Origin of the sequence: Micromonospora sp. NPDC049049 (assembly GCF_040649115.1) — a bacterium.
GTDB lineage: Bacteria > Actinomycetota > Actinomycetes > Mycobacteriales > Micromonosporaceae > Micromonospora.
In genome coordinates this window covers 19,842-35,205 of record NZ_JBEZEX010000049.1, presented here as the reverse complement: position 1 = coordinate 35,205, position 15,364 = coordinate 19,842, and the positions used below count along the sequence as shown (strand labels likewise).

13 protein-coding genes and 1 pseudogene are annotated in these 15,364 nt (G+C 71.9%); 8 read left to right on the top strand and 6 right to left on the bottom strand.

Annotation, left to right across the window (positions count from 1 at the left end; all coding sequences use genetic code 11):
• Window positions 1–277: 277 nt before the first annotated feature.
• From AB0B68_RS30715 to AB0B68_RS30700, 4 genes and pseudogenes are all read right to left on the bottom strand, one after another.
• Window positions 278–616, bottom strand: a pseudogene (locus AB0B68_RS30715) (DUF3140 domain-containing protein); the annotation flags it as partial.
• On the bottom strand, window positions 609–821 hold the full coding sequence (locus AB0B68_RS30710) for a DUF2945 domain-containing protein (protein WP_357199453.1): 213 nt from the start codon (window positions 819–821) through the stop codon (window positions 609–611). The gene AB0B68_RS30710 and the pseudogene AB0B68_RS30715, both read right to left, overlap by 8 nt.
• A 36-nt stretch (window positions 822–857) precedes the next feature.
• Window positions 858–1,409: a Uma2 family endonuclease gene (locus AB0B68_RS30705; RefSeq protein WP_357264418.1), complete on the bottom strand. Its 552-nt coding sequence runs from the start codon at window positions 1,407–1,409 to the stop codon at window positions 858–860.
• Between the two features lie 106 nt (window positions 1,410–1,515).
• Complete coding sequence (locus AB0B68_RS30700) at window positions 1,516–2,322, bottom strand: class I SAM-dependent methyltransferase (protein WP_357199447.1); 807 nt, start codon at window positions 2,320–2,322, stop codon at window positions 1,516–1,518.
• 506 nt (window positions 2,323–2,828) lie between these two features.
• Here AB0B68_RS30700 and rpsA point away from each other — a divergent pair.
• Together rpsA and coaE are read left to right on the top strand one after the other, a co-directional pair.
• On the top strand, window positions 2,829–4,340 hold the full coding sequence (gene rpsA / locus AB0B68_RS30695) for a 30S ribosomal protein S1 (protein WP_091407939.1): 1,512 nt from the start codon (window positions 2,829–2,831) through the stop codon (window positions 4,338–4,340).
• Window positions 4,341–5,028: 688 nt separating this feature from the next.
• Window positions 5,029–6,210: a dephospho-CoA kinase gene (coaE, locus tag AB0B68_RS30690; protein ID WP_357264415.1), complete on the top strand. Its 1,182-nt coding sequence runs from the start codon at window positions 5,029–5,031 to the stop codon at window positions 6,208–6,210.
• Between the two features lie 8 nt (window positions 6,211–6,218).
• On the opposite strand, the gene AB0B68_RS30685 is transcribed toward coaE, so the two are convergent.
• The gene (locus AB0B68_RS30685; protein ID WP_357264411.1) at window positions 6,219–8,228 is read right to left on the bottom strand and encodes a hypothetical protein; all 2,010 of its coding nucleotides are present in this window, start codon (window positions 8,226–8,228) and stop codon (window positions 6,219–6,221) included.
• A 206-nt stretch (window positions 8,229–8,434) separates the two neighbouring features.
• Here AB0B68_RS30685 and uvrB point away from each other — a divergent pair, with 206 nt between their 5' ends.
• The 4 genes from uvrB to AB0B68_RS30665 all read left to right on the top strand — a co-directional run bounded on the left by uvrB (window position 8,435) and on the right by AB0B68_RS30665 (window position 12,948).
• Window positions 8,435–10,543, top strand: coding sequence for an excinuclease ABC subunit UvrB (gene uvrB / locus AB0B68_RS30680; RefSeq protein ID WP_355010256.1), 2,109 nt, complete (start codon window positions 8,435–8,437; stop codon window positions 10,541–10,543).
• An 82-nt stretch (window positions 10,544–10,625) separates the two neighbouring features.
• The gene (locus tag AB0B68_RS30675) at window positions 10,626–11,435 is read left to right on the top strand and encodes a helix-turn-helix domain-containing protein (RefSeq protein ID WP_357264408.1); all 810 of its coding nucleotides are present in this window, start codon (window positions 10,626–10,628) and stop codon (window positions 11,433–11,435) included.
• Between the two features lie 90 nt (window positions 11,436–11,525).
• Window positions 11,526–11,894, top strand: a complete 369-nt coding sequence (locus AB0B68_RS30670) for a VOC family protein (RefSeq protein WP_357264405.1) — start codon at window positions 11,526–11,528, stop codon at window positions 11,892–11,894.
• A gap of 196 nt (window positions 11,895–12,090) precedes the next feature.
• On the top strand, window positions 12,091–12,948 hold the full coding sequence (locus tag AB0B68_RS30665) for a helix-turn-helix transcriptional regulator (protein WP_357200507.1): 858 nt from the start codon (window positions 12,091–12,093) through the stop codon (window positions 12,946–12,948).
• Window positions 12,949–13,069: 121 nt separating this feature from the next.
• On the opposite strand, the gene AB0B68_RS30660 is transcribed toward AB0B68_RS30665, so the two are convergent.
• Window positions 13,070–13,363: an antibiotic biosynthesis monooxygenase family protein gene (locus tag AB0B68_RS30660; protein ID WP_357200510.1), complete on the bottom strand. Its 294-nt coding sequence runs from the start codon at window positions 13,361–13,363 to the stop codon at window positions 13,070–13,072.
• Window positions 13,364–13,480: 117 nt separating this feature from the next.
• Between AB0B68_RS30660 and pnuC the strand changes: the two genes are divergently transcribed.
• Both pnuC and AB0B68_RS30650 read left to right on the top strand, forming a co-directional pair.
• On the top strand, window positions 13,481–14,137 hold the full coding sequence (pnuC, locus tag AB0B68_RS30655) for a nicotinamide riboside transporter PnuC (protein ID WP_357264402.1): 657 nt from the start codon (window positions 13,481–13,483) through the stop codon (window positions 14,135–14,137).
• Complete coding sequence (locus AB0B68_RS30650) at window positions 14,134–15,258, top strand: AAA family ATPase (protein WP_357264399.1); 1,125 nt, start codon at window positions 14,134–14,136, stop codon at window positions 15,256–15,258. Before pnuC ends, AB0B68_RS30650 begins: the two co-directional genes overlap by 4 nt.
• Window positions 15,259–15,364 lie beyond the last annotated feature (106 nt).

Below are 15,364 nucleotides of genomic sequence, written 5' to 3'. Positions count from 1 at the left end.
GCCCGACCCACTCCGGGCGGTCAGGCTTGATCCCTGCGTGGGTCGGGCTGCCCCGGAACCCCTGACCTGGTCGCGGCAGCTGGCGTGGTTGGGCACTCGCCGACGGGCGCTATTTCACGACCGAGGCGGGATCGGCCGGCGGTCGTTCCGGCAACACCGACTGCAACGCCACCAGGTCCGATCTGCGCAACGTCGGGGACAGTGCGGATCGTGGCGTTGTGAGGCACCAACGTCACCGACGACGGGCAGATCGTGCGGCGCTGACCAGCTACTTCATGGGGTCGTGGCCCCAGTTCATGAGCGACCAGCGCCACTTGGTGTCGCGGACGTTGCCGGAGGGGCGCTGCGCCATGTGCCGGCGTACGTAGCCGACGACCTTGCGCATGTGCTTGTAGTCGCCCTCGGACAGATCGCCGCGTTTGCGACGGAGCAAGTTGATGATCTTCCGACCGGACTCGTGCCCGACGGACTCGCCACCACCCGCACGACCGCCCTTGTGCCAGCCGACCTGCTTCGACTCGTCGGTCTCCAGCCACGTGGACAGCTCGCCGGGCTTCATGTTCACCGCCTCGGTGAACTCCCGGTAGGTGTCCCGGCCCTCGTCACTCTTACTCATGGCGCAGCGCCCCGGGGCGGTGGGCCACGTCGCGGCCCGTGCCGTCACTGCGGACCCGGTACTGCGGGTCGTCGGGGGCCGCGTTCACCGCCCGCCCGCTGACCCTGGTCCGCTCGGTGATCGTCTCCTGCACCACGCCGTACGCGCGGCTGCCGTGGGCCGACCAGGAGACATGGTCGCCCTTGTGAAATCTCGGTTCGGCCATGGTCCTCGGCTACCCGACCCGGCTGGGGCGAAACGGCTACGGCGTGATCTCGGCGACCGGCAGCTTGATGTCGAACGGCTCAGCCAACTCGATCACGTCGGCACCGTCGGCGACCAGCTCGTACTGCCGCTCACCGCCCGGCCCCACCCGATCGCCGATCCGGTACGCGTACACGTGCACCGGGTCCTGCTCGATTCGCCAGTAGAACGGGATGCCCGCGGCGGCGTACTCACCCGGTTTCGCGAACCGGTCGATCCGTCGCGTTCCCGGCGAGACAATCTCCACGGCGAGCACGACATCCTCTGGCCGCAGAGTGGACCGGGAAGGAGCCACGCCGGCCCGCCGTAGGAGCACGTCCGGCTGTCGGCTGGTATTGGGACTCAGCCCGACTCCGACCGCCTGGACGACTCGTAGGTCGGCCGGCGCGTGTTGCAGCAGCCAGTGCGCTAGCAACAGCGAGATGTCTTGATGGCCCAGGGTGGGGGAGGGTGTCACCTGGATAACTCCGTCGACGAGTTCGACGCGGGGGGCGTCGTCCGGCAGGGTGAGCAGGTCCTCCAGCGTGTAGTCGGCACGCTGCTGCCGCATCGGATCCGGACACCAGGGGCCAGGTGATGTCGGGACGGGCTCGGCGCTCATGGGCACGAGCCTACCGGCGGTCGATGGCTCGCACGTCGGACAACGGGTGCGGCGCTCACCCGGCGGGCTTCTCGGTGACGAAGATGGCGGTGCCGGGGAAGAGTCGTCCGCGCAGCGGGCTCCACTGCCCCCAGATCCCCTCGTGTCCCTCCGACCACTCCGGCTCCACCAGGTCCAACAGCCGGAACCCGGCACCGACCAGCTCGCGGATCCGGTCGCCGAGGGTGCGGTGCTGCTCGACGTAGGTGGCCACGCCGGTCTCGTCCTGCTCGACGTACGGGGAGCGGTCGAAGTACGAGTGCACGGCCGTCAGGCCGCCCTCGCCAGGGTCGTCGAGGAAGATCCACCGCATCGGGTGGGTCACCGAGAACACCCACCGGCCACCCGGGCGCAGCACCCGGTGCACCTCGGCGAGCAGCGCCGCCGAGTCGTCCACGAACGGGATCGCGCCGAACGCGGTACAGGCGACGTCGAACGACCGGTCGGCGAACGGCAGGGCGAGCGCGTCGGCCTGCACCAGCGGTACGCGTACCCCGGTGCGGTCGGCGGCCTCGGCGGCGTGCCGCAACATGCCGGCGGACAGGTCGAAGGCGACCGGCCGGGCGCCCTGGGTGGCGAGCCAGCGGGCGGCGGCCGCGGCGCCGGCGCCCACCTCCAGCACCCGCCGCCCCGACACGTCGCCGAGCAGCCGGGCGTCGGCCTCGCGCAGGCCCTCGGGGCACCACACGAAGTCCACGTCGCCGAGGAACGCACCGTGTTCGGCCTGGTAGTCGTCGGCGTCGGTGTCCCACCAGCCGCGGTTGGCGCGCCGGGCCTCGGCGTCACCCACCCGGCGCCGGGTAACCCGGCTGTCGTCATCCACGCGCTCACGCTAGGCCCCACCCAGCCCATTGGGCACGGCGGCGCGTCCAGGATCTGCGCGACTCCTCGCGCGCTGGGCTTGATCGACCCGGCTTCGGTGACGTCGCGGTGTCCGAGCCGCTTCGACCGTGCCGGCGGGCCGCAGCGATACCCGGGGAGCCGGGGCGACCAAGCGCGGCCCGTGGTGCGCGCCGACGGGGCGGGAGGGGCTGCTGTGACGCAGGAGACAGCAGCGGTGTTTTCCGGGCGATTGTTCGGCTTTCGCAGGTCATCGCACGAAGAGAACCCGGGAGGGCTTGCACGCTGTGGTAATGCGCACGGTAGGCTAGACGATGCGCTCGCGGATCGCGTTGCCTCGGCAGGGAGCAGGTGCGCGGTCGACGGAGCCACATCATGATCTCACTAGGCGATCGTTCGGTGTGCCCGGCGACGGATCCGCTGGCGCGAACAGGTCACTGCGACACACCAGCCTGCTGTGACAACCCACCGACCGGAGCAACCGCCCACATGACGAGCAGCATCGAGGCCCCCTCGAGCGCCACCCGGGTCACCCACGACGATCTCGGTTCCGAGGAGGCATTCCTCGCCGCGATCGACGAGACCATCAAGTACTTCAACGACGGCGACATTGTCGAAGGCACCGTCGTCAAGGTCGATCGGGACGAGGTCCTGCTCGACATCGGCTACAAGACCGAGGGTGTCATCCCCTCTCGGGAGTTGTCGATCAAGCACGACGTGGACCCCGCCGAGGTTGTGACGGTTGGCGACCACATCGAGGCCCTGGTCCTCCAGAAGGAGGACAAGGAGGGTCGTCTGATCCTCTCCAAGAAGCGGGCACAGTACGAGCGGGCCTGGGGCACGATCGAGAAGATCAAGGACGAGGACGGCGTCGTCCGCGGTTCGGTCATCGAGGTGGTCAAGGGCGGCCTCATCCTCGACATCGGGCTGCGCGGCTTCCTGCCCGCGTCCCTGGTCGAGATGCGTCGTGTGCGCGACCTGCAGCCGTACGTCGGGCGGGAGCTCGAGGCCAAGATCATCGAGCTGGACAAGAACCGCAACAACGTGGTCCTGTCCCGCCGGGCCTGGCTGGAGCAGACGCAGTCCGAGGTGCGCACCGAGTTCCTCAACAAGCTGCAGAAGGGCCAGGTCCGCAAGGGCGTCGTGTCCTCGATCGTCAACTTCGGCGCCTTCGTGGACCTGGGCGGCGTCGACGGTCTGGTGCACGTCTCCGAGCTGTCCTGGAAGCACATCGACCACCCGTCCGAGGTCGTCGAGGTCGGCCAGGAGGTCGAGGTCGAGGTCCTGGACGTCGACCTGGACCGCGAGCGGGTCTCGCTGTCGCTGAAGGCGACCCAGGAAGACCCGTGGCGGCAGTTCGCCCGCACCCACGCGATCCAGCAGATCGTGCCGGGTAAGGTCACCAAGCTGGTTCCGTTCGGTGCGTTCGTCCGCGTGGACGACGGCATCGAGGGTCTGGTCCACATCTCCGAGCTGGCCGAGCGCCACGTGGAGATCCCGGAGCAGGTCGTCCAGGTTGGCTCCGAGGTCATGGTCAAGGTCATCGACATCGACCTTGAGCGTCGCCGGATCTCGCTGTCGCTCAAGCAGGCCAACGAGGGCTTCGTCGAGGGCGAGGAGCACTTCGACCCGACCCTCTACGGCATGGCCGCGACGTACGACACCGAGGGCAACTACATCTACCCCGAGGGCTTCGACCCGGAGACGGGGGAGTGGCTCGAGGGGTACGACAAGCAGCGCGAGACCTGGGAGAACCAGTACGCCGAGGCTCGTCTGCGCTGGGAGGCCCACACCAAGCAGGTGCAGACCTCTCGGGCCGCCGACGCCGAGGCTGCTGCCAACCCGACTCCGGCCGTTCCGGCCGCTGCCGGCGGCGGTGGCGGTGGCACCACCTCCTCGTCCAGCCCGGCCCCGAGCCGGCAGGCCGAGGAGCCGGCCGGCACGCTGGCCACCGACGAGGCGCTCGCCGCACTGCGGGAGAAGCTCGCCGGCGGTAAGTGACCCGCTGAACGACGACGGGCCCCGTCCCCGCGATCTCCGGATCGCTGGGGGCGGGGCCCTCGCCGTATCCGCAGTACGCCCTGCCGCGCCGCTGGCCCGCCCGCTCGTTGGCCCGCCCGCTCGTTGGCCCGCCCGCTCGCTCGCCAAGATCGTGCTCGATCCATGATGTAGGGGCCTCCCCACCGCCGTAGACCACTACATCCTGGTTCGAGCACGATCTTGGCGGTCGTGGGCGTCCCGAACCCCGCTCCCGCTGTCTCCGGGGCGGGTTCGTCGTCATGATCCGCGCAACATCAGGGATGTTGCTGGTCTCGCGCGTGCCGGAGGCAGCAACATCCCTGATGTTGCGGTGATCTTGGCGCGGGCGCGGGCGCGGGCGCGGGCGCGGGCGCGGGCGCGGGCGCGGGGGAAGGGTGCGAGCGCTGGGTGCGGGTGCGGGTGCGGGCGTGGGCGCGGGCAGGGGTGAGGGTGTGGGGTGCGGGTGCGGGCGCGGGCAGGGGTGAGGGTGTGGGGTGCGGGCGTGGGGTGGGAAATGCGGGACGCGGGGTGCGGTGCGTAGGTGGCCCGTGTGGGTGCGGCGGGGGCCGGTCGAAGCGGGCGCGCGCGGAGTCCCGGGGTGGGGTGGTGGCGAGGTCGCCGGGCCGTGGGTGGGTTGGCGGCGGGCTTGTCGATCCGGTTGACTGTGCGGGTGCTGAGGGTGGGGTTGACCGGCGGGATCGGGTCAGGAAAGAGCTCGGTGGCCGCGCGGCTCGTCGAGCGGGGCGCGGTGCTGATTGACGCCGACCGGGTGGCCCGGGAGGTGGTGGCGCCGGGTACGGACGGGCTGGCCGAGATCGTCGCCGCCTTCTCCGACGCGGTGGTGGACGCCGACGGCGCACTGGACCGTGCCGCACTGGGAGCGGTGGTGTTCGCTGACGAGACCGCCCGTCGTCGGCTGGAGGCGATCACCCACCCCCGGGTCCGGGCCCGCACCGCGGAACTGGCCGCCGCGGCGGCACCCGACGCCATAGTCATCAACGACGTACCGCTGCTGGTCGAGGTGGGTCTCGCGCCGACGTACCACCTGGTGGTCGTGGTGCAGACGGCCGTGGCGACCCGACTGCAGCGGCTGACGCGTGACCGGGGGATGGGTCGCGCGGAGGCCGAGCGGAGGATCGCCGCCCAGGCCGACGACGCCCGCCGCCGGGCGGCGGCGGACGTGGTGCTGACCAACGACGGGAGCCTGACGGCGCTGCACGACGCCGTCGACCTGCTCTGGGAGCAGCGGTTGGTGCCCTACGAGGACAATCTGCGCCAGCGGCGGGTGGTCGCGCCCGACGAGGCCGAGTTGGCCTGGGCCGACGCGAGTTGGCCGGAGCAGTACGCGCGGCTGGCCGCCCGGATCCAGCACGCGCTCGGCTCGAGTGCCCTCCGGATCGATCACATCGGTTCGACGGCGGTGCCCGGCCTGGCCACGCAGAATGTCATCGACGTGCAGGTGGCGATCGCCAGCCTCGCCGACGCCGACGGGCCGTTGGCCGATCGGCTGGCGAGCGCCGGGTTCCCACGGGTGCCGGGGCAGTGGTGGGACGATCCGCGTCCGGCCGGCAGGGGCCGCTGGGAGAAGCGGTTGCACGGTAGTGCGGACCCGGCCCGCCCCGTTCGTCTGCACGTGCGGGTGGCGGATTCGCCGGGTTGGCGGTACGCGCTGTTGATGCGCGACCACCTGCGTGCCGACCCGGATCAGCGAGCCACGTATCTGCTGCTCAAGCGGGACCTCATCGACGCGGCCCCGGTGGCCGGCGATTCCGGGACGGGCCGCAACCCATGGTTCGACGAGGAGTACCTGCGGGCCGAGCAGTGGGCCGCGCAGACCGGCTGGCGTCCCTGAGGAATCGGTCAGCGGGCACCGGGCCGAGGGGCCGAAGGTCGAGGGGCCGGGGGTCGAGGGTTGGCAGCCAGTCGGGGCACGACGGCGGGCTGGAGATCCAGGTGTGCCCACGCGCCGGCGTCGGTCTGCAACTCGAGCCGGCGGAGCGACCCGTCCCGGTCGAGCCAGTAACGCAGCCGCGCGTCGGCCGGGCCCGACTCGATGACGTCCACTGTTCGTCCGGCAATGACGTCCTCGCGTACCCGCACGGCCACGCCCCGCTGCCCGACCGACCCGGCGGCTATCGCGGCGTCGACCAGCACACTCAGGTCGTCTCGGGCGGGCCGGGAGACGCGCCACCCCCCGGTCGGGGGCGGTAGCGGCGGTCGGGCCGGCACCTCCGCGGTGCCGCCGCCACCGTCGGCCGCGGGCAGGTCCGCCCGGGCCAGGCCGGCGGCGTCGCGGCGCAGCAGGGTCCGGCGATCCGGTACGCCCAGGTCGGCGACCGCGAGGTACGCGCTGCGCGCGGTCCAGCTCAACCAGCCTGCGCCCCGCAGGTTCGTCTCAGTGCCCATCGGTGCGGTCAGCGTCACGGTGGCACCGCCGTGGGCGCGGAGCCGGGCCGGCAGCCGGTCGAGCCGACGTTGCTCGGCGTCGGTCAGCGCGCGGGGCAGACCGGGGCGACCGCCGAGCGCGTCCACCGGTCGTAGTGTCGGCCGGTCCTCGCGGTTGAAGATCATCGTGACCGGCCCGGTGCCGGGCAGCACGGTTACCAGCTTGTGCAGGCGGGCGTCCTGATCGAGCCAGTACCGGGTCTGTCCGTCCGGGGCGGGCGTCGCGGCGCTGGGGGTGCCGATGGTCGTGCTGGTGGCTGGCGTGCCGCTGGGCAGTGGTGCCTGTATGACGTCCAGTGGGCCGGCCGGGACGGCCTCGCGGGCGATCCAGCGCGCCCCGTCGGACGGTGCCGTCCGGGTCGTGGGGTCGGGGCGGTCGGCCGCGAGATCGAGGAGCAGGTCGAGCACCGGTGTCAGGTGCGCCCCGGGTGCCGGTCGGTGCAGCTGCCACCGGTCCGTCGGGGGCATCAGTGGTGGTGCGGCGGGAGTGGGCACCGCCGCCGGATCGGGCCGGATCACCAGCACCGGACCGCTCTTCTGCAACAGCCCGCGTTCGGCACCCGCTCCCGGCCCGCCCACGTCGAGGTAGAGCAGTGACCGGGACCAGTCCACCCAGCCCACCAGTTCGAGGCGGGCGGCGCCGGTACCGGCCGTGACCCGTACGCCGGCGCGCAGGTCCCGCAGGTTGGTGACCCGCACGGCGGCCAGCCGCTCACCCTCCGCCAGGGTCAGCGGCCGGGCCGGCTCGGGCGGGTCGGGCGCCCAGCTCAACAGCCCGAGCACCAGCGCCGTCGCGGACGTCACCGCCGTCAGACCGAGCAACAGCAGCACCGTACGCCGACGACGGCCGGCCGAGGGCGGCCCGGCGGTGTCGGCGGTGTCGCCGCTGCGGGTGGTCTCGCGGTTCTCCGCGAGGCTCCGCTCGGCGGCGGCCCGCCGCGTGTCGTTGGTCCTGAGGCCGGCGGTGGCTCGGCGCGCGCCGCCAGCGGACCGGCCGGCTGTGGGCCTGCTCCCGGTGTCGGGGGTTCGGCCGGCCGTGGACGTGTTCCTGGCGTCGTCGGTTCGCCCGACCGCCGGGGTGCCGCCGGCCGGGCCGGTGCGGTGCCGCCCGCTGCCGCCGATCGCGCCCTTGCCGCTGGTCGTGGCCTGGCCGCCGGTCGGGTCCTTGCCGGTGCTCGTGCCCTTGCCGCCGGTCGGGCTCTTGCCGGTGCTTGGGCTCTTGCCGGTGCTCGGGCCGCTGCCGCTGGCCGGGCCCTTGCCGGTGCTCGGGTCGTCGGGCGAGGGTGTGGCGGTGCGGGCGGTGTCGGGCGCCGGGGTCGGAGAGGTGTCCACGGAGATGAAACGGGCGGGGAGGCACCGGGGTGACGAGCAGGGGCGCTCGCGGCGGCCGGTCTGCGCCTCGAGCGCGACCACACGGGTGCGCACGCCGGACGAGCCGGGTGCTGCGACCGCAGTGCCGGGGGCGACCGGCCGTGATGTTGGCCTGGCCACCGGCCCGGTCGGCCGCCGCGAGCGGCCTACATGAAGAGGGTAGTCCCGGTGACATGGGCCACACAATGGGAATATTGAAGCCGATCACGTACCTGGCGTGACGGCCGTTCCTGTCGGACCTCCGGCGTACCGTTGATGGCATGGCGCTCGACATTCCCCGGCTGGACAGCCGCTTCCAGGTCGTCAGTGACTTCCAGCCGGCCGGCGACCAACCAGCGGCCATCGATGACCTTGAGCGCCGAGTTCGGCGCGGCGACCGCAACACGGTGCTGCTCGGCGCGACCGGCACCGGCAAGAGCGCCACCACGGCGTGGCTGATCGAGCGGCTGCAACGCCCCACCCTGGTGCTCGCCCCGAACAAGACTCTCTGCGCACAGCTAGCCAAGGAGTTCAGCGAGCTGCTGCCGCACAACGCGGTCGAATACTTCGTCTCGTACTACGACTACTACCAGCCCGAGGCGTACATCCCGCAGACCGACACCTACATCGAGAAGGACTCCTCGATCAACGAGGAGGTGGAGCGGCTACGGCACTCGGCGACGATGTCGCTGCTCACCCGCCGCGACGTGATCGTGGTGGCGACCGTCTCGGCGATCTACGGCCTGGGCACCCCGGAGGAGTACCTCAACCGGGCGGTGAAGGTGCAGATCGGGCAGGAGCTCGACCGCGACCAGTTGCTGCGCCGGCTCGTCGACATCCAGTACACCCGCAACGACATGGCCTTCCAGCGGGGCACCTTCCGGGTTCGCGGCGACACGCTGGAGATCATCCCGGCGTACGAGGAGCTGGCGATCCGGATCGAGCTGTTCGGTGACGAGGTGGAGAAGCTCTACTACCTCAACCCGTTGACCGGTGACGTGGTCCGCGAGGTCGACCAGCTGGTGATCTTCCCGGCCACCCACTACGCGGCCGGCCCGGAGCGGATGGAACGGGCGATCCGTGACATCGAGGTCGAGCTGGCCGAGCGCCTCGCCGAGCTGGAGCGGCAGGGCAAGCTGCTGGAGGCGCAGCGGCTGCGGATGCGCACCACCTACGACATCGAGATGATGCGGCAGGTGGGTTTCTGCTCCGGCATCGAGAACTACTCGATGCACATGGACGGGCGGCTGCCCGGCAGCCCGCCGCACGCCCTGCTCGACTACTTCCCCGACGACTTCCTCACGGTGGTCGACGAGTCGCACGTGACCATCCCGCAGATCGGCGGCATGTACGAGGGCGACGCGTCCCGCAAGCGGATGCTCATCGACCACGGCTTCCGGCTGCCCAGCGCGGCCGACAACCGGCCGCTGCGCTTCGACGAGTTCCTGGAGCGGGTCGGCCAGATGGTCTACCTATCCGCGACCCCCGGCACCTGGGAGATGGAGCAGGCTCAGGGCGAGTTCGTCGAGCAGGTGATCCGACCTACCGGTCTGGTCGACCCGGAGGTCGTGATCAAGCCGACCAAGGGCCAGATCGACGACCTGATGCACGAGATCAAGCTGCGGACCGACCGGGACGAGCGGGTGCTGGTCACCACGCTGACCAAGAAGATGGCCGAGGACCTGTCCGACTACCTCCTGGAGAACGGCATCCGGGTGCGTTACCTGCACTCGGAGGTCGACACGTTGCGCCGGGTGGAGCTGCTGCGCGAGCTTCGCAAGGGTGACTACGACGTGCTCGTCGGCATCAACCTGCTCCGCGAAGGTCTGGACCTGCCCGAGGTGTCGCTGGTGGCGATCCTCGACGCCGACAAGGAAGGCTTCCTGCGCAGCGGCCGGTCGCTGATCCAGACCATCGGGCGGGCCGCCCGTAACGTCTCCGGCCAGGTGCACATGTACGCCGACAAGATCACCCCGTCGATGGCGGCGGCGATCGACGAGACCGATCGGCGTCGGGCCAAGCAGATCGCGCACAACGAGGCGCACGGCATCAGCCCGGAGCCGCTGCGTAAGAAGATCCACGACATCCTGGACGACATCTACCGCGAGGCGGAGGACACCGAAAACTCCCGGGTCGGCGGCGCGGTGCGTCAGCTTTCCCGAGGCAAGGCGCCGGTCAAGGAGACCCGCAGCCGGAGCCGGTCCGCCGCGACCGTCACCTCACGGGAGGGGATGGCCCGCGCCGACCTCGCCCAGCTCATTCAGGAGCTCAACGACCAGATGCTGGCCGCCGCCCGCGAGCTCCAGTTCGAGTTGGCGGCCCGGATCCGCGACGAGGTCTCCGACCTGAAGAAGGAGCTGCGCGGCATGGACGCCGCCGGCGTGAAGTGACGGCCACCCGGTCGGCCCCGCCCAGCGCACCGCTCGGGCCCGGCCGACCGGGGCACGCGAAGGGCGGGCACTGTTGACGGCGGTGGCGCCGATCGGCGAGATGGTCTTCGGGCTGCCCGACGCCAGCCTGCGTCCGTTCGTCGACAGGTACGTGGGCTACCGGGAACGGGCGGACGTGCCACTGGTCCGCCGGGAGTCGGCGGGCGTCTTCGTGGTGCTGATACTGGGCTGGGGTGCTCCGCTGGACGTGACCGACCCGCGTAGCGCGCAGCGTGGTGTCACCGCTGTCGACTCGTTCGTGGCCGGCACCTTCGACAGTTGGTGCACCACGCGCACCGTGGGCGTGGGGGAGGGCGTCGAGTTGCTGCTCGCCCCTCTGGCCGCCCGCCGGCTTCTCGGTCTGCCCCTGGGTGAGCTCACCAATCGGGCCGTCGGCGTCGGGCAGCTCCCGGGCCGTTGGCTGGATCGGCTGCGCGACCGGCTCGCCGAGGCCACCGGCTGGTCGGAGCGGTTCGACCTCCTCGACCGGGTGCTCGCCACCCGGCTGGCGGCGTCCCCGCCGGTGGACCCGCGGCTCGACTGGGCGTGGCGGTGGCTGGCCGCCAGCGGTGGGCGGGGGAGCGTCGGTGTGCTCGCCGACGAGTTGGGCTGGAGCCGCCGGCACCTCGCGTCCCGATTCCGGCAGGAGGTCGGGCTGCCGCCCAAGATGGCCGCCCGGCTGCTGCGTTTCCAGCAGGCTCAGGCCGCGTCGACCCACGCCGGCGAGGCCGGGCGGGGAGTCGACTGGGCCGCCGTGGCGGCGGGCTGCGGCTACTACGACCAGTCCCACCTGATTCGGGACTTCCACGAGTTCGCGGGGGCCACGCCGGCCGCGCTGCTCTCCGGCCGCTGACGGCCGCCGGCCGACCCGAGCCGGTTCGGCGACCCGCCGAGGTCACATTCGTCCAATCCGGAGCCGCGCCACCGGCCGCAGAATCGGGTCATGCGAACCATCTATCCGATCTTCCGTTATCCCGATCCCCGCGCCGCGATCGACTGGCTCGGTGCCGCCTTCGGTTTCCGGGTGCACGCCGTGCACGAGGCGCCGGACGGTGCGGTCGCGCACGCCGAGCTGGTCCTCGACACCGGCATGATCATGCTGGGTGGTCGGGCCGAGGCCCCGCCCCGGCCGGCCGACGACGACTGGTCGGTCTACGTGGCCGTGCCGGACGTCGACGCCCACTGCGCCCGGGCCCGCGCGGCCGGCGCCGAGATCATCCGCGAGCCGTTCGACACCGACTACGGCTCCCGTGACTACGCGGCCCGCGATCTGGCCGGCTACGTCTGGTCCTTCGGCACCTACCGACCCTGAGTCCGGCCACGCCGATCGGGGATGGCCGGCCCGCCGCGATCAGCCTTCGCGACCCGCAACCGCGCTGACCTGCGGAAACGATCTGCTCCGGCGAGCCGGTCCGGCCAGCGGCGTCGAATACCCTGATTGCGGTGCGCGAGCGAGCTATTGCACTGGGTGATCGTCCTGCGTAGTCTCCCTCGGTGGGGAGGCCGGGATGCCGCTGCCAACAAGTCCTGTCATTCGACGTGCACGTCTCGGCGCAGAGCTGCGCCAACTCCGTCGGCGCGAGTCGCTGACCCTGGAGCAGGTCTGCGACCGGCTGGGCTGGGCCTCGACGTCGAAGCTGTCCCGCATCGAGCTGGGTCAGAGTCGCCCGGACCTCGCCGACGTGCTCGACCTGCTGGACGTCTACAAGGTGCCCACGCCCGCGCGGGAGGCGCTGATCGTCATCGCCCGGGACGCGGCGACCAGCCGAGGCTGGTGGAAGACGCTGGGCGAGATGAGCGAACGGCAGCGCACCTACGCCGAGTTGGAGGCGGGCGCCGCCGACATCGTCGAGTACCAGCCGTCGGTGGTGCCGGGGCTGCTCCAGACGCCCGCGTACGCCCGGGTGTTGGTCAGCGCCGGCGTCCAGCTCACGCCGGACGTCGATGTGGAGGCCGAGGTGCGCGCGCGGGCACTGCGGCAGGAGGTGCTTCGGCGTGCCTACCCGCCGCGCTACACGGCGGTGCTCGCCGAGGCTGTCTGCGACCCGGGTGACCTGCCGGTGGCGGTCTGGCGTGAACAGTTGCGTCACCTGGTCGCCGTGACCGGCCTGTCCCACGTGACGGTGCGGCTGTTGCCACGCGGAGCGGCCGGTGGCGGGCTGCATCCGCTCACACCGTATTCCTGCTACGCCTTTCCCGACCCGGCGGACCCGCGCACGGTCATGCTCGAGGCGTTGACCACCGACATCCGGTTGGCCACCGTGCTCGACGTCGACCGCTACGAGCGGATGACCGCAGCGCTGCTGGCCGCGGCGCTGTCACCGGAGGAGACGGTCACCGTGCTGGCCCGCCGCGTCGGCGAGTGAGTGTTGACCGTGCCGACGGTGACGCGCCGCGCGGCCACCGGACCCGGCGCCCCCGAGCCCGTCGGGGCCGGCGGCCGGCGCGTGCGCCCGGCACGATAACCGCGGGGTACGACAGCTTGGCTCAGGCCGGTACGTCGAGGAAGTGTTCGACAATGGGCGGTCCCGCGAAGTGCGGCCCGATGAGCGCCCGCCACGCGTCGAACCGTTCGGTGGCCCGGAAGTTGTTCTCGTGCGCCTCGACCGAGTCCCATTCGACGAGCAGCACGAACCGGGTCGGTGACTCGATTCCTCGGGTCATCCGCACGGACCGGCAGCCGGTCGCTCCGGCGAGCACCGGGTGACCCTCGGCGTACGCGGCGGCGAATGCGTCCTCGTGTCCGGGTAGTACGTCGATCAACGCGACCTCAAGCACCATGTCGGACAGCCTCCCACGGCGGTCGGGCCGGTCGGTGTCGCGGGTCCGTGCTGGACCACTGCCTGGACTCCGCCTCGGCTCGACAGAGGGCGTTGACACGGACCCTAGGGTGGCCTCGTGATCATCGACTGGCTCACCGGCACCGCGTTTCGGGTGGCCGGGACGGGCACCACCTGGGCGGAGCTGCTGGGGTTCGGAACCGGTGTGCTCAACGTGTGGTTGGTGGCCCGGCAGAAGATCGCCAACTGGCCGATCGGCATCGCCAACGTGCTGCTGCTCATGGTGCTGTTCTGGACCGCCGGGCTGTACGCCGACGCGGGGCTCCAGGTCGTCTACGTCGCGCTCGGCTGCTACGGCTGGTGGCACTGGCTGTTCGGGGGCGAGCGGCGTACCCGGCTCACTGTCAGCCGGACGGGGCGGCGGGAGTGGCTGGGGCTGGCCGCCGCCGGGCTGCTGCTCACCGGCGCGCTCTGGGTCCTGCTGGACCGGGCCACCGACTCGACAGTGCCGCTGCCGGACGCGTTGACCACGGCGCTGTCCCTGCTGGCCACGTACGGGCAGACCCGAAAGCGGGTGGAGAGCTGGTGGCTCTGGATCGCCGCCGACCTGATCTACATCCCGCTGTACGCGTACAAGGGGCTGCACCTGACGGCCGTGCTCTACCTCGTCTTCCTCGCCCTGTGCATGCTCGGGTTGCGGGCCTGGCGCGCCGATCTGCGTCGGGCCGACCGGCCGAGCGCGGTTCCGCCCGGCCCGGCCCCGGTCACCGCGTGAACCCCGCGACATCCGGCCGGCCGCCGGCACCACGCGGGCCGTCGCGTCGGTCTGCCGCCGAGTTCGGGCACGGGATGGTGGTGGGCAAGTTCTATCCGCCGCACGCCGGGCACCACGCGCTGATCCGGGCCGCCGCCGCCCGCTGCGCCGAGGTGACCGTCGTCGTGGCGCCCTCGCGTCGGGAGTCCATTCCGCTTCCGCTGCGCCTCGACTGGCTGCGCGAGGTGCACGCGGACACGCCGTGGGTCCGCGTCGTCGGCCGGTACGACGACCACCCGGTGGACTACGCCGATCCGGCGGTCTGGGACGCGCACTGCGCGGTGTTCCGCGAGGCGGTCGGGTCGGGGTCGGTGGACGCGGTCTTCTCCTCCGAGGCGTACGGCGTCGAGCTGGCGCGCCGCTTCCACGCCGTACCCGTGTCGGTTGATCCGGACCGGCGGACCGTGCCGGTGTCCGGGACGGCCGTGCGCGCGGACCCGGCGGGTCACTGGCGGTGGCTGAGCCCGCCGGTGCGGGCGTGGTTCGCCCGTCGGGTGGTGGTGGTCGGGGCCGAGTCGACCGGGACCACGACGATGGCGGCGGCGCTCGCCGGGCACTACGGCACGTCCTGGGTGCCGGAGTACGGCCGGGAGTTGACCGCTCGCAAGCTGGCCCGGTTGCGGGAACGAGCGCCGGAGGCGACCGTCTTCGACGTTGCCTGGGACCGGGACGACTTCCGCGCGGTGGTGCGCGAGCAGCAGGCGGCCGAGGACGCGGCGGCCCGGACGAGCGGGCCGCTGCTGGTCTGCGACACCGACGCGCGGGCGACGGCGGTGTGGGAGGAGCGCTACCTGGGCAGCGCTTCCGAGGAGGTACGGGTGGCGGCCCGCCGGCCGGCGCTGTATCTGCTGACGGATCACCGGGGGGTGCCGTTCACGGATGACGGGCTGCGCGACGGTGAGCACCTGCGGGCCTGGATGACCGAGCGTTTCCGGGCCGAGCTGGCCGGGTGTGGCGTGCCGGTGGTGGAGTTGACCGGGTCGCACGCCGATCGGTTGGCCGCGGCGGTGCGGGCCTGCGACGACCTGCTCGCTGCCGGCTGGTCGCTCGCCGACCCGATCGCCGCACCCGACGTGCACTAGCCTCCTAGGAAGCCCTAGTGGGTGTGCGGTGCGACGCGTCGAGTGGTGTCCGGCGCCACCGGGTGCCCGGGGTGTGATCACGGGGCGTGGTGGGCAACAATGGTCA